At 62.0% G+C, this 19,614-nt stretch carries 20 protein-coding genes and 3 pseudogenes; 13 read left to right on the plus strand and 10 right to left on the minus strand.

Features of this window, described 5'->3' with window-relative positions; translation table 11 throughout:
- Positions 1-639 precede the first annotated feature (639 nt).
- Together AB4099_RS32495 and AB4099_RS32500 are read right to left on the minus strand one after the other, a co-directional pair.
- Positions 640-1,236 carry a helix-turn-helix transcriptional regulator gene (locus AB4099_RS32495; RefSeq protein ID WP_441481099.1) on the minus strand — a complete coding sequence of 199 codons (597 nt, stop codon included), beginning with the start codon at positions 1,234-1,236 and terminating at the stop codon, positions 640-642.
- A gap of 374 nt (positions 1,237-1,610) precedes the next feature.
- Positions 1,611-1,865, minus strand: coding sequence for a hypothetical protein (locus AB4099_RS32500; protein ID WP_441481100.1), 255 nt, complete (start codon positions 1,863-1,865; stop codon positions 1,611-1,613).
- 429 nt (positions 1,866-2,294) lie between these two features.
- On the opposite strand from AB4099_RS32500, the gene AB4099_RS32505 reads away from it, so the two are divergent.
- The gene (locus AB4099_RS32505) at positions 2,295-2,504 is read left to right on the plus strand and encodes a cold-shock protein (RefSeq protein ID WP_441481118.1); all 210 of its coding nucleotides are present in this window, start codon (positions 2,295-2,297) and stop codon (positions 2,502-2,504) included.
- Positions 2,505-2,786: 282 nt separating this feature from the next.
- On the opposite strand, the gene AB4099_RS32510 is transcribed toward AB4099_RS32505, so the two are convergent.
- The 3 genes from AB4099_RS32510 to AB4099_RS32520 form a co-directional block, all read right to left on the minus strand.
- Entirely contained in the window at positions 2,787-3,323 is a 537-nt protein-coding gene (locus AB4099_RS32510) for a hypothetical protein (protein WP_441481101.1), read from the minus strand.
- A 13-nt stretch (positions 3,324-3,336) separates the two neighbouring features.
- The gene (locus AB4099_RS32515; RefSeq protein ID WP_441481102.1) at positions 3,337-3,636 is read right to left on the minus strand and encodes a PepSY domain-containing protein; all 300 of its coding nucleotides are present in this window, start codon (positions 3,634-3,636) and stop codon (positions 3,337-3,339) included.
- A 490-nt stretch (positions 3,637-4,126) separates the two neighbouring features.
- The gene (locus tag AB4099_RS32520) at positions 4,127-4,612 is read right to left on the minus strand and encodes a cupin (protein ID WP_441481103.1); all 486 of its coding nucleotides are present in this window, start codon (positions 4,610-4,612) and stop codon (positions 4,127-4,129) included.
- Between the two features lie 1,159 nt (positions 4,613-5,771).
- Here AB4099_RS32520 and AB4099_RS32525 point away from each other — a divergent pair.
- The 4 genes and pseudogenes from AB4099_RS32525 to AB4099_RS32540 all read left to right on the plus strand — a co-directional run bounded on the left by AB4099_RS32525 (position 5,772) and on the right by AB4099_RS32540 (position 10,148).
- Positions 5,772-6,323: a phosphatase PAP2 family protein gene (locus AB4099_RS32525; RefSeq protein ID WP_441481104.1), complete on the plus strand. Its 552-nt coding sequence runs from the start codon at positions 5,772-5,774 to the stop codon at positions 6,321-6,323.
- Entirely contained in the window at positions 6,236-7,261 is a 1,026-nt protein-coding gene (locus AB4099_RS32530; RefSeq protein ID WP_441481105.1) for a DUF6328 family protein, read from the plus strand. Before AB4099_RS32525 ends, AB4099_RS32530 begins: the two co-directional genes overlap by 88 nt.
- A 147-nt stretch (positions 7,262-7,408) precedes the next feature.
- Positions 7,409-8,954: pseudogene (locus tag AB4099_RS32535) on the plus strand (FAD-dependent oxidoreductase).
- A 999-nt stretch (positions 8,955-9,953) separates the two neighbouring features.
- Positions 9,954-10,148 carry a hypothetical protein gene (locus AB4099_RS32540; RefSeq protein ID WP_441481106.1) on the plus strand — a complete coding sequence of 65 codons (195 nt, stop codon included), beginning with the start codon at positions 9,954-9,956 and terminating at the stop codon, positions 10,146-10,148.
- A 51-nt stretch (positions 10,149-10,199) separates the two neighbouring features.
- Here the strand turns inward: AB4099_RS32540 and AB4099_RS32545 are convergent, their stop codons facing one another.
- Positions 10,200-10,544: a hypothetical protein gene (locus AB4099_RS32545; RefSeq protein WP_441481107.1), complete on the minus strand. Its 345-nt coding sequence runs from the start codon at positions 10,542-10,544 to the stop codon at positions 10,200-10,202.
- A gap of 284 nt (positions 10,545-10,828) precedes the next feature.
- Between AB4099_RS32545 and AB4099_RS32550 the strand changes: the two genes are divergently transcribed.
- Together AB4099_RS32550 and AB4099_RS32555 are read left to right on the plus strand one after the other, a co-directional pair.
- A complete protein-coding gene (locus AB4099_RS32550) occupies positions 10,829-11,161 on the plus strand; it encodes a four-helix bundle copper-binding protein (RefSeq protein ID WP_441481108.1) in 333 nt (110 codons plus the stop codon).
- A gap of 130 nt (positions 11,162-11,291) precedes the next feature.
- Positions 11,292-11,713 (plus strand): annotated as a pseudogene (locus AB4099_RS32555) (integrase core domain-containing protein); the annotation flags it as partial.
- 116 nt (positions 11,714-11,829) lie between these two features.
- On the opposite strand, the gene AB4099_RS32560 reads toward AB4099_RS32555, so the two are convergent.
- The gene (locus AB4099_RS32560) at positions 11,830-12,135 is read right to left on the minus strand and encodes a hypothetical protein (protein ID WP_441481109.1); all 306 of its coding nucleotides are present in this window, start codon (positions 12,133-12,135) and stop codon (positions 11,830-11,832) included.
- Between the two features lie 271 nt (positions 12,136-12,406).
- Between AB4099_RS32560 and AB4099_RS32565 the strand changes: the two genes are divergently transcribed.
- The 3 genes from AB4099_RS32565 to AB4099_RS32575 all read left to right on the plus strand — a co-directional run bounded on the left by AB4099_RS32565 (position 12,407) and on the right by AB4099_RS32575 (position 14,942).
- A complete protein-coding gene (locus tag AB4099_RS32565; protein ID WP_441481110.1) occupies positions 12,407-12,571 on the plus strand; it encodes a hypothetical protein in 165 nt (54 codons plus the stop codon).
- 717 nt (positions 12,572-13,288) lie between these two features.
- Positions 13,289-14,164 carry an SDR family oxidoreductase gene (locus AB4099_RS32570; protein WP_441481119.1) on the plus strand — a complete coding sequence of 292 codons (876 nt, stop codon included), beginning with the start codon at positions 13,289-13,291 and terminating at the stop codon, positions 14,162-14,164.
- A 298-nt stretch (positions 14,165-14,462) separates the two neighbouring features.
- A complete protein-coding gene (locus tag AB4099_RS32575; protein ID WP_441481111.1) occupies positions 14,463-14,942 on the plus strand; it encodes a Ros/MucR family transcriptional regulator in 480 nt (159 codons plus the stop codon).
- A 133-nt stretch (positions 14,943-15,075) separates the two neighbouring features.
- On the opposite strand, the gene AB4099_RS32580 is transcribed toward AB4099_RS32575, so the two are convergent.
- Positions 15,076-15,339, minus strand: coding sequence for a glycine zipper domain-containing protein (locus tag AB4099_RS32580; protein ID WP_441481112.1), 264 nt, complete (start codon positions 15,337-15,339; stop codon positions 15,076-15,078).
- A 627-nt stretch (positions 15,340-15,966) separates the two neighbouring features.
- Between AB4099_RS32580 and AB4099_RS32585 the strand changes: the two genes are divergently transcribed.
- Together AB4099_RS32585 and AB4099_RS32590 are read left to right on the plus strand one after the other, a co-directional pair.
- Positions 15,967-16,473, plus strand: a complete 507-nt coding sequence (locus AB4099_RS32585; RefSeq protein ID WP_441481113.1) for a YciE/YciF ferroxidase family protein — start codon at positions 15,967-15,969, stop codon at positions 16,471-16,473.
- Positions 16,474-16,606: 133 nt separating this feature from the next.
- Entirely contained in the window at positions 16,607-16,876 is a 270-nt protein-coding gene (locus tag AB4099_RS32590) for a hypothetical protein (protein ID WP_441481114.1), read from the plus strand.
- A gap of 1,261 nt (positions 16,877-18,137) precedes the next feature.
- On the opposite strand, the gene AB4099_RS32595 is transcribed toward AB4099_RS32590, so the two are convergent.
- A complete protein-coding gene (locus AB4099_RS32595; protein ID WP_441481115.1) occupies positions 18,138-18,479 on the minus strand; it encodes a hypothetical protein in 342 nt (113 codons plus the stop codon).
- Between the two features lie 164 nt (positions 18,480-18,643).
- Positions 18,644-19,435, minus strand: a complete 792-nt coding sequence (locus AB4099_RS32600; RefSeq protein ID WP_441481116.1) for a transglutaminase-like domain-containing protein — start codon at positions 19,433-19,435, stop codon at positions 18,644-18,646.
- A gap of 82 nt (positions 19,436-19,517) precedes the next feature.
- Here AB4099_RS32600 and AB4099_RS32605 point away from each other — a divergent pair.
- Positions 19,518-19,614 (plus strand): annotated as a pseudogene (locus AB4099_RS32605) (IS6 family transposase); the annotation flags it as partial.

Raw genomic sequence — 19,614 nt, forward strand, 5'->3', positions numbered from 1 at the left:
ATGGCGCGGCAATCAGTTAGGGTTTTTGGGGGCGCCGCCAGCAGGGTTGCTTTGGTGCATCGACTGCCCGGCAGGGCTCGTGTCCCGTCCGTAGTCGCGGTTCTGCTGGCTGTCGGCAGAGGGCGGCGGCCCGCCCGACTCGGGGCGATTGGCGCCCGGGGCATGCTGCGTCGCGCCGCTGCCGGTGCCCTGCTGCGGCGCCATTCCCGATGACCCCGAGCCGGTGCCGGTACCCTCCTTGTGCTCAGGCCCGGGCAGCGAGGGTGATGGCGCCGACTGGGCCTGCGCGTCGGCCGCGCACAGCAAGGCGGTTAAAGCCGTCCCGAAGAGACAGGCTCGCATGGGGGTTGCACCCATCGGACTCCTCCAAGTTCGATCTTGCCTCACACGGAGGACCACAATCAGCTCACTCAGCGCCGCGAGCAGGATTCCGGCGGCCCGGATTCTGACATCGAGGAATGCCGGGGTGATTGATGGGCCCCGGCCCCTCGGCCTTCTCGGACGGGAGACAGGGCTGGCCCGCAGCTCTCCGATCCACGCCATGCTCTGCGAACCTTAAAGGACGACGGTCGGCGTGCACCCCATAGGTCAACTTTCTCAGAAGCTGTGCCTTCCCAAAACCAAGCGGTTCAATTCCTCTTACCCGCTTGCGCCTGGTAAGTAGCTGCTCCGGACTGCGAGCTCTGTCCGGTTATGCGCACCGAGCTTGCGCATGACATTCCGGATATGAGCCTTGACGGTGCTTTCCTTCAGGTCGAGCTCATAAGCGATGACTTTGTTCGCTTTGCCATGCCGGACGGCCTCCAACACCGCCGCCTGCCGGGGTGTGAACATTTGCCGTGGTCCGATGGCATCTCCCGGCTTGCCCGCGTAGGGCGACAGCAGACTCCCCGATGGGATAAACACGCCGCCAGAACGCACTAAATCGATCGCGCCGCGTGCCACGTCGAGGCTGAGCGTTGTCGGAATATAGCCTTTCGCGCCGCCGGCGATGGCCTCCAGAATCTCGTCGACGTCCTCGGTATCCGAGAGGAGGACCAGCGCGACGTCGCCGTCGCCGGCGAGATCCGCGACCTCCCGCTCAATCTCCTTGCGGCAGCGCGGACCGCTGAGATAGCGCAGGACGACCGTTCCCGCTCGCCGCGGACTTGGCCGTTCGCGGCGCCATTGCGCCCACGACGAAAAAGTCTCGACGTCGTAATCGCGTCTCTGGAGAAAAGTGATGAAGCCAGACAATCGCAGATCAATCGCCTTGCGTCGATGATGACAGCTGCCCACCGATCTGCGACACGCGAAATTTCTTCGGCTTCCACGCCAGCCAAGGAAGACCGCCGGTCGGCCATGAGCGGCAGTCTCTCATGTACATTCGCAAATGACATAACAGTACCTTGGTTTTACCGCGGACGATGTCGTCCTTTTCGATGCCAAACGTGCCATTGGTCACCATATGGTTGAGGCAAACGGACCTAAGCCGCAACCCGCCGGTCTTCCGCGGGCAAGTTCGCTCGTCTTAATGCGCCGCGCCGTGGCGGCGCCGTCCCTATCAGTCACCCGCTGATTGGCGGAGATGAATTTCCTGGCGCCAAGATTCATTTGGGTTGGGCGGCGTTTCAGCTCTTGGGCATCATCTTCATGGCGTTGTTCATGTGGGTCATGCAGGCCTTGGTATCGTTCTTGGCCATCATTTCCTTCGCCATGCTCACTTCTTTCATGGTCGCGGCCCTCTTTGTCGCGTCCGTCATCTTGCCGGCGTCAGTTTCCATCTTCGTGAGCTCGGCCTGGCTGCAACTCGGGGTCTGGGCATGGGCCGCAGACAGCGCGAGCACGAAGCCGAGCGAAGCGAGCGCCAGAGTGGATTTGAGCATGGGAATTCCTCCTGTTGGGATCGAACAAATCCGATCAAAGGAACGAAACTCGCTCCGCTTTTGTTCCGTTTCAGTTGGCAATTCAGGATATGTCGCAGCGGCCTATACTACCACAGCCCTGCGCTACCGGCGCAGCCTTGCCCTGCGATGCTGGAGGCATATAAGCGGGGCTGAAACGGCCGCCATAAGCCTTACGTTGGGGCCCGATTTGTCCCCGGGGCCCGGTGGCACGGCTTTCGGGAAGTAAGCCCTTGGTCCTCCAAACGTCGCACAGTGATTGAGCGGTTGCCTCGGTCCGACACCACGTACGGCTGAGCTATTCAAGCCTGAAATGCCGTCTCGTTGACGCGCGAGATGAAGCGAAAACTTCGACTTGAGCAATTTGACCGCCATGCCATGCTGACCGTCTCTCGATGGAAAGGGCGTATCATGGCAACAGGAACGGTAAAGTGGTTCAATTCAACCAAAGGTTTTGGCTTCATTACGCCTGACGACAGCGGCCAGGATGTCTTCGTGCATATCAGTGCGGTTGAGCGGGCGGGCCTGCGTGATCTTCAGGAGGGTCAGAAGGTGTCCTATGAACTTGTCCCCGACAAGCGCTCGGGGAAGACATCGGCCGAGAACCTCCGCGCGATGTGAGGCCACGTCTCGAGCGCGAAGCCTTGTCTGAACAGTGGAGGATTCGCCTTATAGGCGAGGATCAAGTCCATGCTCCGGGTTCGGCTCTTCAACCCTGAGGCTGTCGCGATCCGACGCGCTTGCAGTTTCATCGCCAGCGCCAATCGGAACCTCGGCGGCGCTCCCGTCGGGTACGCCGAGCGGCTTGTCCCTGAGGCCTTCCGAGACGATGTCGTCGGCACCGACCCGCTCAAGGCGCTGTGGCACCTAAGTGGCCGGCCCCTTGGGGCCGGCAAACTTCTTTCAAACTACGGTGGACCGGTAGGGAGCCGCGGTTTCGTCGAAACGGCTCCAACCCGTAGCGCGGTATTCCGCCAGACGAGCGTCCCGGTCGATCGGTGTTGCACCGTCGAGGATGGCCTCGACCGCTGGAACCTGCTCATCGGATACACGAACAGAAACCACCGAGCCGCCCCGGCGAATCGTTTCGGCGTAGTAGTTGGCATCCTCCTCACTGTGCCCCGCCCTCGTCAGTGCCCCGACAACGCCACCGGCGATCCCTCCGGCCGCGGCACCCGCGGCCGTCGATGCGAGCCAGCCCGCCGCAACCACGGGGCCGATTCCGGGAATGGCGATCAATCCGATGCCCGCGAGCAGACCGGCTGCGCCCCCGAGAGCCGCACCGATTCCCGCCCCCTCTCCGGCGTTGCTGTCATCCGCTCCGGCACGTCGACCGACTACGCTGATGTCGGCAGTGCTCACGCCTGCAGCCTCCAACGCCTCGACCACCGAGCGAGCCGTTTCATAGCTGTCGTACGAACGAGTGAGTGTCTGGGTCATGGCTTCCTCCCGGTTACTTGCGTGTGATGTTGCCGCGGTAGTCGACGGTCACATTCACGGTGGCGCCGCCGTGGGTGGCGCTGCCTTTCCAGACGCCGTCCGCGTCTTTCGTGAGCGGGCCGATCTGCGAATAGCCGTTGGCCTCCAGGCGGCTCTTGGCTTGGCTTTCGGTGAAGCTATTCGCACCGGGAAGCGGAGCATTCTTGTCTGCGTCGCCCTTCGGCGACGGCATTGGCGAAGTGGTGGCGGTCTGAGCCAACGCACCAACAGAACTCGCTATCGCGATGAACGACGCGAGCAAAAGCTTTTTCATGTGCGTACACCTCGAAATTTGCGGACTTGGCCGCGGATAAATTTCGAACGAGCTGGATGCCGTTTCTGTTCCGCTTGACGTCAGATTCGCAGCGATCTCTCGCCCCTCGAGGCTCTTCGTTGATGCATCAATGAGATCGAACCATTTGGCTTCGCGGCTGGCCTAACCCGCCGGCCTTGCGGCGCGGCAGCAGGGCGCGCTGAGCGCAGCCGTCTGTGACTTGCCGCCGCGGCGTTTCATTGGAAAATCGAAGCCGAGAAGTTCTCCGCTCAGATGGAGTCGGCGATCAACGCACCCCGCCAGTCATCCGCAGGCGCGCTTCGTGAACCAGGGCGATCTGCCTGATCATCTGGCACAGGCGCGGCCGTGATGGGTTGGGCCGGAAAGACGCGCCCGTCGGGCTTCCAATGAGACGCCGCCACCGCTCGGCCGAAGCCGGTCGACTACGGTGCGCCGATGAAGCCTCAGACGGTGTCGGACCAGTGCTGGCTCAAGGGTCCATCCTGCCCATAAACGGGATCGATCGCGGGAAAAGCAGCGCAATAGTCTTCCGGATCAGCGGGTTCGGTTCGCCGCGAGCGATGTCTCCGGTTTGACCAGGAGGGTACGCGCCAATCACGAGAAGGTTGCTTGAAGCATTGACCCGGCAATGCCCGGTCCCGGCCGGAAGCAACAGCACATCGCCCGCGCGGACACCCAGAATCCTGCCATTGGGACCGCCCAGCACCAGTTCCGCCGACCCAGCCGCAATGCCGAGAACTTCGTGCCCGAGCGTGTGATAATGGTGAAAGCCATAGATCCCGTTTCGCCACTGCGCTGGCCACCCGTTTGCGCCGAAGCGCTTCTCCATGACGGTCCCCAGCTCCCCCAGATCGCCGGGAAAAGCGGCTTCGTACACAATGACGGGCAAGCGTGGATTGTTGGGTATCCCCGCGCGCTCCTCGAAGTGAATAGCTCTCGTCGAAATCGTTGCCATGGCCGGCCTGCTTCTGGTGAACCGTGGCTATCGCCACTGACTCGGAACTTCCTCGACGCCGGTTCCTTCGACCTGCTCGCTGAAGTGCGTCAGATACAACTCCATCAACGCCTCATGGTTCTTTCCGATGAACTGCAGATTGCGTCCGCTACGGGAACGAGCCGGAAGCCGCCGATCGCGCCCTACGCGGGCGGCACGAACCGTTCCAGGTCAGGGACGAGCCTCCCGGCATCCGCTCCGAGGCGGTCAGGGGTCAGGTCGGCCTTACATCGCGCCCAGGATCCTCGTCCGTCCGGCGGGTATGAAACGGGTGAATACGGTGCGACGCGAGTGCAAGGCAAATACTGCTCGGTAGAGTTGCGCACGCAACATAATCTCGGTCGCGGCGTCCCGCGGAATGTCCGGGACGCGACGAGTCGCGTCGCCCGGAATGCCCCATTGATGCCCTTATCGAGACGCACTCTCATCGCTTGTCCGTGCGGCTGGCGGCGGCCGGACGGGTCATCGTCGACCGGGCCGATGACATTGAGCAACGTGCTTTCAGAGGTGAGTGAACACTCGCCGGGACTGGCCGGCAGGCCCTCCCCTTTGAAGGGCTCTCTCGATCGCAACAATGCCGGCTTGAATCAGTTTAGCCCCGCCGCATTCGCGTTGCCAAACCGAAGCGGCCTACTCCGAAAGGAAACTGGCTATGGCTAAGCATCCTTCTTCCGAGCATCATATGACCGCCTCCGCGCATCACTCAGCCGCTGCCCATCATCATCTCCAGGCGGCGCATGAGCATAATCAGGGCAACCATACCGGGGGCAAACAGCACGCCGCCGCCGCCGTTGAGCACAGCGAAGCTGCTCACAAACACACGTCCGAAGCGCACAAGCAATCCAATAAGTAGCCAAAGCAAGGGAGGGACACGTCGCTGAGGACCGCCCCGTCAGCTCCCAGTTGGCGGGGCTTTTCGTGCGCGGCAGGCGGCTGCCCTAGCGTTCCTTCACTTTATCTTCGGCCAGTCCCTGGCCCAGCGCCCGGCAGGCCTGAAGCCGTTGCGCAGCGCGGTAACGTTTCCCGGTTTCGAGCGATCGTCAGAGCATTACACTCCACGTAGCATGCGAACAAAGCTCGACCGGCAGCGTTGGCAAGGTGCCATCAGAAGGCACCGACGATGAAACTCCTACGCGTTCCGATCTTTCCATTTGACCAATGGGTCGCCCGAAGCGTTGCCCGCGCCATTCCCGCCTCGGTGCGCAGAGGGTCCGGTGTTCTGACCTGGCTCGCGGATGAGCGCTTCACGCTCAGCCTGAGCGCAGGCTTCTGGCTGGTCACCCGCCTGGCCCCGCGCCACCGACACCTCGCGGCCCATGCCTTGCGGGTCATGGTGGCGACCGCGGTTGCCCCTCATCTGCTGAAGGCGATTACCGTCCAGGAACGTCCCGACCGAGCGGAACCCGCCGCTCGACTAAGGGGGTTCACCCGGTCGGGCAAGGCATTCGACGCCTTTCCGAGTGGCCATGCCGTGCACCTGGGCGGGATTGCCGCGATGGCGACGCGAGCGTTCCCGCGACAGGCGACGATCATTTGGCTACTCGCGACGACACTAGGGATCACGCGAATTCTGGTGTTAGCCCATTGGCCAAGCGACGTCGCCGCAGGCCTCGCGCTCGGCGCCGAACTCGAGCACCTGATCGCCGCCGACGAACACCAGCGTCGGATCTGAAAGCCGTGTCCCTGGCGAACCAGACCAAGACGGCCCTGGACGAGTCCAGGATGCTGATGCTGGGAGCCCAGATTCTGCTTGGGTTTCAATTCCATGCGCCCTTCCAAGACGCCTTCGCCGCGCTCTCCCGGCTGGAACAGACTCTCGAGCTGATCGTCGTCGCATTGATCGTCCTGGTCGTTGGCCTACTCATCACGCCGAGCGCGCGGCATCGCATCGTCGAGCACGGCGCAGCCTCGATCGCGATCAATCGCTTCATCACCTCGATCATGACCCCGACACTTGCGCTGTTCGCGGTTGCGCTAGCCGTTGATCTGGCGATCGCAGGCGCTCTTATCGCCGGTTGGTCGATCGGAACCGCAGCGGGACTCGCCGGTTTCGGATTTGCGATTGGCTTGTGGGGGGCGCCAGCCGCGTATCAGCGGGAAACGGATGTGCCAACTTCAAACGAAAAGACGCCCCTTGCCGCGAAGATCGACTATGTCTTAACGGACGCGAGGGTGGTCCTGCCGGGCGCTCAGGCGCTCCTTGGTTTTCAACTGTCGATCGTGCTGACCGAGGGGTTCAGGTGCCTTCCCGTCCAAGTGAAGCTGATCCATGGCGCCGCGCTGGCATTTGTCGCGCTTTCCACCATCGTCCTGATTGCGCCGGCCGCATTCCACCGCCTGGTCTATGCGGGCGGTGACAATCCCCGGTTTCAAGTCCTGGCGGGCCGGATGCTTCTCGTCGCGACCTTCTGCCTTGCGCTTGGCCTGGCGGCCGAGATGTACGTCGTCGTGTTCAAGATCGCGGCGAACCGATCGCTGGCGACGATCTTGGCCATCCTGTCAGGCTCGGTCCTCTTGGGCCTCTGGCATCTGTGGCCGTGGGTACTCGCCAGGGCGAGGCAGCGGGCATCGTCGCCTCGTTCTGATGCATCAGGCGGGGGCGTCGGCTGAAGGCACCACCCGTCCGATCACGGCAATCTCCGTCCGCTTCAAAGCATCGAGTCAGGCTCCAGTTCGACTCGGCGCGCCGCCATTCAGGAGCTTTCGAACCAATGCGCTTCGAAAGCGTTTGACGCACATTCTCCCGGAGAATGCGCCATGAACGCGACGCGCGAACAGAGCCGATCAGTCTGGATGGACGTACAGGTCGCGTCGGACGCCCAACCCCTGATCGCGGATGCGAGGACGGAGATTGCCGTCATCGGCGCGGGCATTGCCGGCTTGTCGATCGCCTATGAGCTGACCCTGCGAGGTCGGTCGGTCATCGTGCTCGATCGCGCAGAGATCGCCGGCGGCATGACCGCGCGAACGACGGGCCACCTCGCTCCCATCTGCGACGACTCGCTGTCGGAACTGCTTTCCATGCGGGGAGCGGAGCTGGCAACGGGTTTTCAAGCCAGCCAAAGCGCAGCGGTCGACAGGATCGAGAATATCCAGCGGGAGCTCGGGATCGACTGCGAATTCCGTCGACTTGATGGAATTCTGTTCCTCGATCCGAAGAGCGACGTAAGCGTCTTGCATGAGGAGGTTTCGGCCGCGAAGGAGATCGGCGTCAGCGTTGCGCGCGGAACGGGCCTCCCCCTGCGTACGCTGGAAGACCGCCCCTATCTCCGATATCCCGATCAGGCGACCTTCCATCCGTTGAAATACCTCCGAGGAGTGGCAAAGGCGCTGACCGAAAAGGGCTGTCACCTGCACGCGGAAACGCCCGTCGTCGAGGTTGTGGAGGGGGACGGCGGCGTCGAACTGAAGCTCGCGTCGGGGCATACCGTAATCGCCGACTACGCTGTGGTCGCAACCAACTCGCCTATCCATGACCTCGTTTCCCTGCACACCAAACAGGCTCCGTATCGGACCTACGCGATGGGCTTCGAACTTGACCGCGGCAGGCTCGACGACGCCTTGTATTGGGATACCGAGGATCCATACCACTACGTGCGCCTCACCCGGGGAGAGGACGGCAAGGACATCCTTATCGTCGGTGGGGCGGATCACAAAACGGGCGAAGCCGACGACGCACCTGCCCGTTTCAGTGCGCTCACCTCATGGATCAAGACGCTCATCCCGAAGATCGGTCCAGACCGGTACCGTTGGTCCGGCCAGGTCATGGACACGCTGGATTCGCGGCTTCATCGGCCGCGAAGGAGATAGCAAACGGGTTTTCGTCGTCACGGGCGATTCAGGGCAAGGCATGACGCACGGTGTCGTCGCCAGTCTGATCATTCCCGATCTGATCGAGGGGCAGGCCAACGAATATGCCGCCGTCTACGATCCCGGCCGCAAGCCGCCGAAGGCAACTGCGAACTTCGTCAGCGGGATGATCTCAGCCGTGAAGAATTTCGCGGAGTATCTCGCGCCCGGCGAGCTGGCCTCGGCCGCGGAACTTGCGCCCGGGCAAGGTGCCATCATTCGCGATGGCCGCAACAAGATCGCGGCTTATCGAGCCGAGGACGGCACTCTTCACGAGCGCTCGGCGGCCTGCTCCCATCTCGGCTGTCACCTGCATTGGAACTCCTTCGAGCAATGCTGGGATTGTCCGTGTCACGGCTCTCATTTCGCGCCGGACGGAAGCGTTCTGAATGGCCCGGCGATCAGTCCGCTGGCTCAGGCAGAATCCACCGAGCAGCGCGAAGACCAGACCTAATCCATCACGTGTCTCTCGGCACCCAACGTTTCCCCTACGAGCCGCACCTATCTGCTCGTATTCTGACGCGCGCGAGGCGTCGACAAAATCCTGCAACTTGCACGAGGTGGCGTGAACCGCTGAGGAACAAATTCCGAGGAAGCCCGTTGCGAACTCCGGGAGTGGTGCGTGATTTCGCCCGATCTGCGCATCCGACAGGATCCTATCAAGGGGACTGGCAATGTCTTCGGGTCGGCTTGTACGGCGCCAGATATGGACGATCCCTGGGCTCTACCAATTAGCCCTAGGGCGACGAAGCGAACTCTGGGAAGGATCGTTCGTCGGGAACATCGCTCGAATTGATCCTGATGCGATGTCGGCAGACATAGAACTGTTCTGCGAAGGGGGACTTGCTCTGCCGATTTCCGTCACGATCTACGACCGGACCTGGCTCATCTTCACGGCACCGCGCGACGACGGCGAGATCGGCGAGTTGCATCCGGAGCCGGTCGCCAGCGAAATTCCCCACCTCGGGTTCTGCAGCCGGCCGACCTCGTTCATTCGTAGGATGAATAAGCCCCCCTTCGGGCGTAGCCCATTCAGGTCAAACTCGCAGTTGCGCTGAGGACAGGGTCTATCCAATGTCGCGGCACATCGACTGGGAAACCCGCACGGCCGCTAGTCAGCTACAGCAGCACCCGGCGCCGCTGTCATGGCAGTGCTCCCACGTCAGGCTCCATCCATCACCGCTCAGCTGGCTTTCGGGGTTCGCGCGAAACGCGGACGGAGTTCCTGGGTGCTTCTGCATTCCATCCAACCCACGGAAACGAGGCCAGCCATGAACCCGCAAAAGCTCCGCTCAAGCGTCGACAGCTCCGGTCGCCATCATGGGAATGGCGATAGCCGAGTTTCAGTGACGACGAGAGTGATGTACAGCGACCGCCGAATGTCGTCGGGCTCCAAGCCAGTCAGCAGAAACCGCAGGGCTCGCGGGTTGATTGCAGGGAACGCCAACCGTCGGTGACGAGGCTGGAAACCTTGCGAGCGCTCTACGCAGAACTCACCCATGCCGCTGTCGAGGCCAGCACGGCGCTTGGCCGACCCGATAGTCCGGCGGCCTCGCTGGAGGAGTTCGACCGCGCTCACCGTATCGTCGTCAGTATCATGCAAGTGATTACCGCGACCCGCGCGGATCGCCCGACTGACGAGAGCTGAGGAGCGGCTCCGTGGCCGAGCTTGGGGGGCATTCAGACTCAACGATCGCGTTCATGGCTGCGCAGAAGCGGCCCGCTCCGCTCGAAGGCCGACAAATCCGATTTGGTTATCACTGGTCAGTGAAAGCGCGACATCCATTAGCGCGCCATCATGACACTCCAGCTGCATCTCGTCGGCAAAGAGGCCGGGATCAAGTTGAGCCCCGGCGTACGCAAGCTGACCGGCGATCCCCCCGACCGTTCTCACATACTCATAGGTCACGGGACGATGGCCGCCGTCCTTCGTGACCAGAACACCTGATCCAGAAATCATCGATGTCTCCCGGGTATCGTTCAAATCGCTTCCCGCCAGCGCCCCTGACCGGACTTGACGAAGAAGACCGAGCAGCAGGCGCAACCTCCTTGTCGATAGCAAGGCCAGCTCGGGACGATACCGTGCAGATCCGGTGTCATTGCGCGTGAGGGGGCATTTTTCGACGCGCCCGCGGTTCGGGCGCTCAACGCGACCACCCGCAAGATCAGGAATCGCATTCTTCTCGAGCGGGACCGACGTGGACCTCTTCCCCGCGGGAGGCGAGCGGGAGATTGTTGGATTGCAAGCGCCAGGAACCCTCGCCCCCTGCACGCGTCTTTTCATCGCGCAGCGGCCTCTGCGCCACTGCGAGCGCGAGGAGAAAGGCCATGGATCGGTTCGCCCCAGAAATGCAGGCCTGCATCGACGAGTGTCTGCGCTGCTACCAAACCTGTTTGGGCATGATCACAAACCATTGCCTGAGGCTCGGTGGGGCGCACGCCGCGCCGGAACATATCCAACTCATGCTCACCTGCGCCGAGACCTGTCGCGCCAGCGCCCAGATCATGATCATCGGCTCGCCACATCATAAACGCCTTTGCACGGATTGCGCCGACATCTGCGAAAACTGCGCCGCCGAATGCAAGCGGATCGGGAATATGGACGACTGCGTCCAAGCTTGTCGCCGTTGCGCAGAACGCTGTCGAAAGATGGCGGCCTAGGTGTTTGATCCCGGGCGTTGATGGTGCAGTCTTTTCGCGTGAGTGGAAGGAGGCGCGATGGGCCAGGTTCACCATGGGAGCGTGATCAGAAAGACCGGCCGGACCTCGGCTTCCGCCTTCCCTGGTGGCTCTGATCGACGCAGTACCGTACCGGGTCCACACCGTGCTCACGGAAACGGAATCCAGTTCACCTTCCCGCCTCGTTACGCCGACGGGCCGACAGCTCGTTACATCACCCACATGTTCGACATGCGGTGCCACGAGAATGGCATCGAGCATCGCCTCACCAAGGTGAGGCATCCCTGGACCAACGGGCAGGTCGAGCGGATGAACCGCACCATCAAGGAAGCGACCGTCAAGCGCTTCCACTATGACGATCATCGCCAGTTCGAGGCGCACCTCACAGACTTCGTTGCCGCCTACAATTTCGGCCGCCGGCTGAAGACCCTTAGGGCGCTCACACCCTACGAGTTCATCTGCAAATGCTGGACTTCAGAGCCAGAACGATTCAGGCTCGATCCAATCCATCAAATGCCGGGACTGAACACCTAGCCGCTCCCGCCCTCACTCCCAGGAGATTCAGATGATGGCTTTGCGCCGTCCGCTCCCGGGAGACGTACCCCTTGCCGCGGCCGGGATCCCGATACGCAGCATAGGCATTGCTCGACCTACTGCGGCTTGTTCACGGTGAAGCTAAGAGCCTCGAAGATGCGATCAAGTTCCCTCGTGAAGGCGTCATCAAATTCGTCGGGATCGAAGCTGCCAGAATGCGCAACCATCGATAGCAAGGTTTCCCTGACCTGCTGGCAATGGCCCCGGATTACCGCAAGGTTGCCGTTGGCCTCTTCAGGGCTATCGGTGCCGAGCGCCGCGACGTGACCGAGCAGGATCATCACCGTGGCCTCCAATGCGGCAAGAGTGCCGATGTGATTTGGCTGTCCAATTGGATCACGTGGAGCGATTGTCAGGGGCACGTCGTTTCTCCTCAGCCTGAACTCCCCTGGACGCGATATGGTCCCCCCGCAGCGCTGCCTCGCCTAAAGCCAACCGCGCGCATTTCACTTACATTCTCCCGCCGGTGACTGGACGATGCGGAGACGATTATAGCTCGGGATTGGCCCGAAGTAACGGGTGAGAGCGTTGGTGTAATTGAGGTTTCGGTCGTGGCGGCGTTCCCGGCCTGAGCCCAGCGCCACGTGATGGGGGAACCGTTCCCGGCAGGAGCCGTTGGAGTTCCCGGAGTTTTTGTCAGCTGACGTCGCCCGCCACGTCCAACTCGCCATCGTCGCAACTGAAGAGGGTGCCGCAGCGGCCTTCGCGATCAACACCGAGGTGCTCAAGGAGGACATCGCGGCCCGCTCGATCTCGCTCAATCGCCTTGCTGGCTGGCGGAAACCAAGATCGGGCTGACGCACCGTTGGCGCCGGCGCATGGAACTCGAAGCGCGTCCAAGGGTTCCATCCTGATCAATCCGAACATCGGCCTCGCTGGAGGGGCAGCGATGGATACGCCCTCCGAAACCTACATGTTGGCCATCCCCTGGTATTATCGCAACAATTTCCAAGAGCTTCGCGCTCTCGCCGATGATCGCGCCGAGCTCCCATTCACCTATTCGGAGTGGCACGTTCGGGCCGCCGCGGTTGTACTCCCGATTGCTGAGTGCCGGCCTTCCGATTCAGCTCGTTACCGTGCGACGAGATCCGCTATTGAAATGGCTGTCGAAGACGGGCCTGACCAACACCTCATCGGCGCGACGTTTGTACGTCGAAGCATGCGCGATCTCGCGGGCCAAGCAAATTTTCGGAAAGCGGTCCTGGCCTTCCAACCTCAGTCTATCCGATCACTAGCGCGCAGGCTCGGTTGCAATTTCGAGGATCTCTTCGAGCCGCTGGTGAGAGCTGGCTCCCTCTCTCCGCCCTCTTAATTTGCTCGCGAGCCGCCTCGTAGGGAACGCTGCGGCGGATACCGGTTGTCGACCCTCCTTTCGACAGGAGCAGACCAATGACAGATGACACCATCCTTTTCACTCGGCGGAACGTTGTCAGCGCGGCGGGAACCGGCCTCGCTGCCGCTGCGGCCGGTAGCGGTGCCTTGGCGCAATCCGGGCCGGGCCCGACGGTGCAACCGATGACCGATCCGACGACCAAATATCCCAAGCCGCCCTTCGCGAAGCAGTCTCAGCCCTGGCCGGGATTGGCGAGAAAAATGAACCCGCGGCCCGATCACGGCGAGAAGAGCTACAAGGGCTCCGGCCGCCTCATTGGCAGAAAGGCGCTGATCACCGGCGGCGATTCCGGCATGGGGCGGGCTGCTGCCATCGCATACGCTCGCGAAGGCGCGGATGTCGCAATCAACTATCACCCCGACGAGGAGCCTGACGCGCGCGAGGTGATCGAGTTGATCAAAGCGGAAGGCCGAATGGCGATCGCCCTTCCGGGAGATCTCCGTAGTGCGGAATTCTGCGCCAAGCTGGTTGGCGACGCAGTCGCTGCGCTTGGCGGCCTCGATATCGTCGTCAGCAATGCAGCTCGTCAGCAAACAAGGGCCTCGGTGCTCGACATCTCGAACGACGATTTCGATGCAACGATGAAGACGAACATCTATGCGCCGTTCTGGATCATCAAGGCGGCATTGCCCCACCTCAAGCCTGGCTCGTGCATCATTGGCACGACATCCGAGCAGGCGACCAACCCGTCTGCCGATCTCTACGACTACGCCCAGACCAAAGCAGCCACGACGTCCTACGTAATGTCGCTTGCCAAGCAGCTCGGCCCGAAAGGGATCCGCGTCAACGGCGTGGCGCCGGGCCCGATCTGGACGCCGCTGCAGGTCAGCGGTGGGGCCACGGAGGAAAAGCTTCAAAAATTCGGCGGCATGAGCGCCTTGGGGCGCCCAGGCCAGCCCGCCGAACTCGCCTCGATCTACGTCCAGCTCGCGGCAAATGATGCGAGCTTTACGACAGGCGGCATCTACGGCGCGAACGGTGGCGGCACGGTGGCGTGAAGGCTGGACCGTGCCGACGTGTGCCAGGAGATCAGGATGCCGCCGTCGCGGAGTTGCGGTCATTCGGCGGCAATACCACCGCGTGGATTGTGAGTTTCTTCCAGGCTCCCTGACCTCGCAGCGACTTCGGGCCGGCATCGACATCATCGTAAGCCTCGGAGCGCGGGAGCATTCGACGGTCGAATCTATCCGCCTGCCACCGTGCCGAGCGAGGCGCCCGCATTGCCCGCACTATTGCAAGTGACGCATACCACAGATTAGATGATGCTTAAGCGCGGATTTCTACTCAGGAATTTTTATGTCGAAAGAAGATGACAACCTGATCGAACTGACGGCGATGGTTGTTTCAGCCTATGTCGCGCACAACAACGTTCCCCGGAGCGAACTCGTTGGCTTGATCGCGAACACGAGTTCCGCGTTTGCGCGGCTCGGCGCCATATCTGAAACATCACCCGCACCAGCCGTGCTAGTACCAGCCGTTCCCATCAAGAGGTCGGTAACGCCGGACGCCATCATCTGTCTGGAAGACGGCAAGGCTTTCAAATCCCTCCGACGTCATCTGGGCTCGGCCTATAATCTGACCCCAGAGCAATATCGCGTAAAATGGGGCCTTCCTTCGGACTATCCGATGGTTGCACCGAACTATTCAGAGGCGCGGGCCGCTCTCGCAAGGGCAGCAGGCCTGGGCCGTAAGGCCAAACCGGCTTCAGCCTCCGTTCCTTTGGCGAAGCCGCCTCGCGCAAAGCCCGGCCGTCCGCGAAAGCAGCCCGACTCATAGCAGACCGCGCCTGCGCATCGTGACCGCCCCTTCGCCTCTGTTCGTCGGAGACTTGGTCGATCATGCCCGCTATCCCTGGTCGGGCGCGACCCGCCTGAGCGCTGCATAGGCCTGAAAGTACTCAAGCGGCCGATCAGCAGGCGAAGCGGACGCTACGTCCCCACTCGTCACGGCCGTAGCAAACCCGGTCCGGCGTCGTCGCGGAGCCAATGATCGCCCCGCCGGCGCCCCCGATTGCCGCCCCAGCCAGCGCGCCGCCGGCGCGACCGGTGGCCAAACCACCGACGACCGCGCCTGTACCAGCTCCAAGCAGGGCGCCCGTGCCGGTATTCTGCTCGCGCTGCGTGCAAGCGCCGAGTGAGGTCGCAATCGCGATCAGGATGAAAAACTTCCCCATTGTGGTGTCTCCCTGGACGAAGTTCATAGACACAATGCCACGGCCGATGAGGATCGAGCGCCAACGCCGCGATTTATCCGGATGAGGAACAATGACGATACGTGAATGTTCCAATTCGGAATTGGCCGCGAAAATTCCCTGACACGCTGCGGAACCCGACGCTTCGCTACGGGTTGGCTACGCGTGGTGGCGCCGCAAATCCCCCCTTTCGACGCCGGCACGGCCGGAGGGCCTCGCCGTCCTCCCAGGAGCGGCGGGGCCCAGGGTTCAGCCCTTCATTTTGACATCTGAAGACGCTCGAGCACTCGGCCATGCTACCCCTCCATTCGCGGTCAACAGCCCAGCGTCGAGCCCCCGACCTGGCGGCGCTAAAACTATCTTCAATGCGCTGTGTCTTCGCGGATCTGACCGGCAATCTCTGTGAGCGCCTCACAGGACCGGATTTGTCACTGGAGCCATGGCAGATCGGCGTTGGCGCTCCGCTGGTCAACCCTACTGGCGGCGCTGCCAAAATGCCGAGGGCAACGAAGCCCCTCATCTCAGGCTCGATTCAAAACCACGAAGCGGACATGGAACAGGCCGCGCCGATCCTCGTTGGACATCATTCACCGACCTGGGAGAACCACCATGGCGACCTCTGAACCCAAAGCCCTCGACGAGCTGTTCCACGACATGCTCAAGGACGTCTACTACGCCGAGAAACAGATCTTGAAGGCGCTCCCCAAGATGGCGAAGGCCGCGAGGTCGCCCGAGCTCAAAAAGGCCTTCGAAACACATCGTACGGAGACCGAGGGTCACGTCGAGCGCCTCAGCGAGGTTTTCGAGGCGATCGGCAAGGCGCCCCGCGGAAAGACCTGTGACGCGATCCTCGGCATCTTGGATGAAGGCAAGGCCGTCATGGAGGACTATGCCGACAGCGCTGCTCTCGACGCCGGTCTCGTCGCCTCGGCCCAGGCGGTCGAGCACTACGAGATGACGCGTTACGGCACGCTCAAATCGTGGGCGCAACAGCTCGGGCACAAGGAGGTGGTGCCCCTACTCGACGCAACCCTCGCCGAAGAGACCAAGACGGACAAGTTGCTGACGCAACTCAGCGGCCCGGCAAACTCCGCGGCGGTCGCCAAGGCGGCCTGACGTTCGGGATCCGGGATGGCCCGCTGAGCAGCACTCGGCGGGCTTTCCGGCGATCGCATACGGCCATCCCACCGGCCGGAATATCGACCCGTTCTCGTCAATCTGGTATCATCCGCCCGGATCGCGTCGGGGGATGGCGATGCCGTTTCGGACGATGGTCGCGACGCCGGAGGAGATCGCCCGGATGGCCGAGGCGTTCGATGAGGCTTGGAGCCAGATCCAGACTCGGGTCGACACATCGAGCGCTTCGCGCCATCGCGATCGCCTTGCGTGTATCATCGCTGAGCTATGGCTGGCCGACCCTTCGGCCGATCTGGCGCTGCTGGCGGTCCGTCGTTTCGAGAAGATCGTCGCCGGCGCCCCCTTAGGGATGCCAACAGCGCGATTGAAAGCAGTGGAGTAAGGCGCGCAGCGGAATTGACCGCCTCCAGGAGGGCGCGAAAGCCTCTAGCAGCTTGCCAAACCTCCTGTTCACTAAGGCACAAGCAGAGCCTTTGCCTGCCGAACCGCCTCAATGCATTCACTTTCGCGACCGGAGCGATCGAGGCCCCTCGCCCGTTCGAGCGCTGCCGAAGCTTCGGCCTTGTTCGCTCCAGACGGGCGAGCATCCTTTCCTGCCTCGGCGGCGGTCGGTTGACCTTCAGTCTGGCGGCGGACGTCTTCAGGCGACGTCGCCTTCCCTTGAGCTTCGCGTTTCATGATTTCGGCCGGCGGATGTTGCGCCGCCCCGGCGCCAGGCTGGGCCGAGGCCATACCGCCGGACGTGGGTCCCGAACCGGCATCCGTTGCAGCCATCGTCTTGGTGAGGGCTTCGACCTCCCCAGTGCAAGGGCCCGCCAGTGCGAGACCGGCCTGAAGAGAGACAAAGCAGGCTATGGAGAAACGCAAGGCGTTCATGATCGCTGCTCCCGTTGCTTGAGGCACGGACGACCGCGACGAAGAAACGCTAAGGCGTTTTCGTAGGTTCCACGAATTAAAGAGAGGAGCGCCAACACCTGGCTCTGACGGGGCTCGGCCGGCGTCGTCGACCCGATGGCGAGAGGCGCTGTCTCGGCGGTCGGCCAATACACCTTGGCGGATCAAGACAAGGTGCGGTGGGATACCGGAGAGCGTTCATCGATCTCGAAGGTCGAGCCCCGTCGAAGGAGCTGAGATGCTTTGGCGAGAGCAGCGCTATGAGCGGGCCCGAGACGCTATCGTGTCCTCCCCTTGGGAGCCGCAAGGATACGATTGGAAGCGGTCCCAAAGTCGCACAGGAAGAGCTTGCGGGCATGACTACAAAGGCAGATTGGTTGAGTTCTTCCTCGATCGCGCGCCTACTCAGCGGCTGTCTTCATCGCGGCGTTTACAAACCCATTTCGCGGTTATGAGCTATGTTCACCGGGAAAGGTGTGTTGGTCGACCAGGATGGTTTGCGCCGGAGCGTGAACTACCAGTATGTGCAAACCGGGCAGTGCGGGCGAGCCGGCCGATTGTTCAGCGAGCAACCCGAAGTTGGAACCTCGGTCTTTCAGCAAACATTCAAGCTGGAATGTGAGGACGGTGTTGCCATGATCGTCATCGTCACCCAAATTTCGGATTGTCGGTGGGTGTTCATTGGCCGCGAACCTGCCCAAGAACGATCTCACCCATTATAATGCATCCCGGCGTTGCGCGATGATCGGTCACTGCAGCGTAGATTGTTCGCCTGCATCCGGCTGAATCAACTTCGAGAGCCCTATTTCCTCAAGCGCTTCATTGAACTCAGCCAATGCCGCGCCGTCGGTGGCAAACGTCTCTTCCCAAACTATCGATCCCCCATCTTCATCGATGAGCTCAAGCGTCCAGCCCTCGCTGTCCGCGAGACGGTAGATCTCGACCTGCACCACCACCCCATCGCGCCTGGCGGTTTGGCAGAGCGGCGAGCGGAGAATGTCAGGGAATTCGTCGGACATGCTCTGAATATACTCCCGGGACAACGGCGGCTCAATCGCCTGCGGGAGCGCGAACTGGCCGACCTGGCCCATGGCCCGAGATCGCGACTATATCGCGGTCCTGAATATCTGCGTTCTGGGCGGCCCTATACCCGGTCTGGGAAATGTCGGAGAGGACTAGGGTCTGCTCGTCCGAAACACGGTCGGAAATGGGCGGAAATCCGCCAAAGGCACCCGTCTTCCTTAGCCAATGAAGGCTAGCCTGTAACTTCGTCCGTAATGATCTCGAAGCGCTGGAGAATGTGCGGGCCAAAGGTGTGGATCAGGGGGACGTCAGCGGCGTCCCGGCCCCTGGCAACCAGGATTCGACCGATGCGCGGCCTGTTGTGGCGGGCGTCGAACGTGAACCATCGGCCTCCGAGAAGCGCCTCGGACCAGGCATTGTAGTCCATCGGCGCTGGATCACTCGGGACCCCTATGTCGCCAAGAAACCCATTACAGTAGCGGGCAGGAATGTTCAGGCAGCGACAAAGCGCAACCGCCAAATGTGTGAAATCGCGGCAGACGCCCACCCCTTCCGCCAGCGCTTGGGATGCCGTCCGCGTATTCCTGGCGAGTTGATAATCGAAGCGAATCTGAGCGTTTACATAGTCGCAAATCTGCTGAACGCGATTCCAACCCCGGGCGACATTTCCGAATAGCTGCCAGGCCATCGGCGACAATTCGTCGACCTCGCAATAGCGGCTTGGCAGCATGTATTCGTACACTTCGGAGGGGAGATCTCCCGGGAAGATCTCGGGAGCGTCGCGATCGACAAAGTCGACCTCGCCAGAGTCCACCAGAATCAGGTCGTTCCCAAAGGCGGCCCCGCCAGGCGGGATGATGAGACGACGGCAGCGATTCCCGAAGCCGTCGAGATACTCTGCATGCGGCACGTCGGCACCACTCGACAAAGCTCGAACGGTACTGGCGGGGCCGCTCACGATGTCAGGATGCCGGGCTGGATGGGGATCGAGCAACAGGATTGCGGGAGTCGGCAGGTGGCACACGACCTCGATCCGATAGCCACACCGAATGTGGGCGTTGTCACGTTAACTCCGGCATGGCGGCAAGCCGTGTAGGTGGGCGTGCATGACCCTGCCGACCATCAGCTACAAGCGCCATCGGTTCCCTCCGGCGATCATCGCGCATGCGGTGTGGCTGTATTTTCGCTTTCCCTTGAGCCTTC

Source organism: Allobosea sp. 2KB_26 (genome assembly GCF_052115715.1).
Taxonomy (GTDB): Bacteria; Pseudomonadota; Alphaproteobacteria; order Rhizobiales; family Beijerinckiaceae; genus Allobosea.

Bases quoted from the DNA above. Each gene is read 5' to 3' on its own strand.
- AB4099_RS32500 (WP_441481100.1), bottom strand. From the start codon at position 1,865: ATGCTCAAATCCACTCTGGCGCTCGCTTCGCTCGGCTTCGTGCTCGCG.
- AB4099_RS32505 (WP_441481118.1), top strand. From the start codon at position 2,295: ATGGCAACAGGAACGGTAAAGTGGTTCAATTCAACCAAAGGTTTTGGC.
- AB4099_RS32510 (WP_441481101.1), bottom strand. From the start codon at position 3,323: ATGACCCAGACACTCACTCGTTCGTACGACAGCTATGAAACGGCTCGC.
- AB4099_RS32515 (WP_441481102.1), bottom strand. From the start codon at position 3,636: ATGAAAAAGCTTTTGCTCGCGTCGTTCATCGCGATAGCGAGTTCTGTT.
- AB4099_RS32520 (WP_441481103.1), bottom strand. From the start codon at position 4,612: ATGGCAACGATTTCGACGAGAGCTATTCACTTCGAGGAGCGCGCGGGG.
- AB4099_RS32525 (WP_441481104.1), top strand. From the start codon at position 5,772: ATGAAACTCCTACGCGTTCCGATCTTTCCATTTGACCAATGGGTCGCC.
- AB4099_RS32550 (WP_441481108.1), top strand. From the start codon at position 10,829: ATGGATCGGTTCGCCCCAGAAATGCAGGCCTGCATCGACGAGTGTCTG.
- AB4099_RS32570 (WP_441481119.1), top strand. From the start codon at position 13,289: ATGACCGATCCGACGACCAAATATCCCAAGCCGCCCTTCGCGAAGCAG.
- AB4099_RS32575 (WP_441481111.1), top strand. From the start codon at position 14,463: ATGTCGAAAGAAGATGACAACCTGATCGAACTGACGGCGATGGTTGTT.
- AB4099_RS32580 (WP_441481112.1), bottom strand. From the start codon at position 15,339: ATGGGGAAGTTTTTCATCCTGATCGCGATTGCGACCTCACTCGGCGCT.
- AB4099_RS32585 (WP_441481113.1), top strand. From the start codon at position 15,967: ATGGCGACCTCTGAACCCAAAGCCCTCGACGAGCTGTTCCACGACATG.
- AB4099_RS32590 (WP_441481114.1), top strand. From the start codon at position 16,607: ATGGCGATGCCGTTTCGGACGATGGTCGCGACGCCGGAGGAGATCGCC.
- AB4099_RS32595 (WP_441481115.1), bottom strand. From the start codon at position 18,479: ATGGGCCAGGTCGGCCAGTTCGCGCTCCCGCAGGCGATTGAGCCGCCG.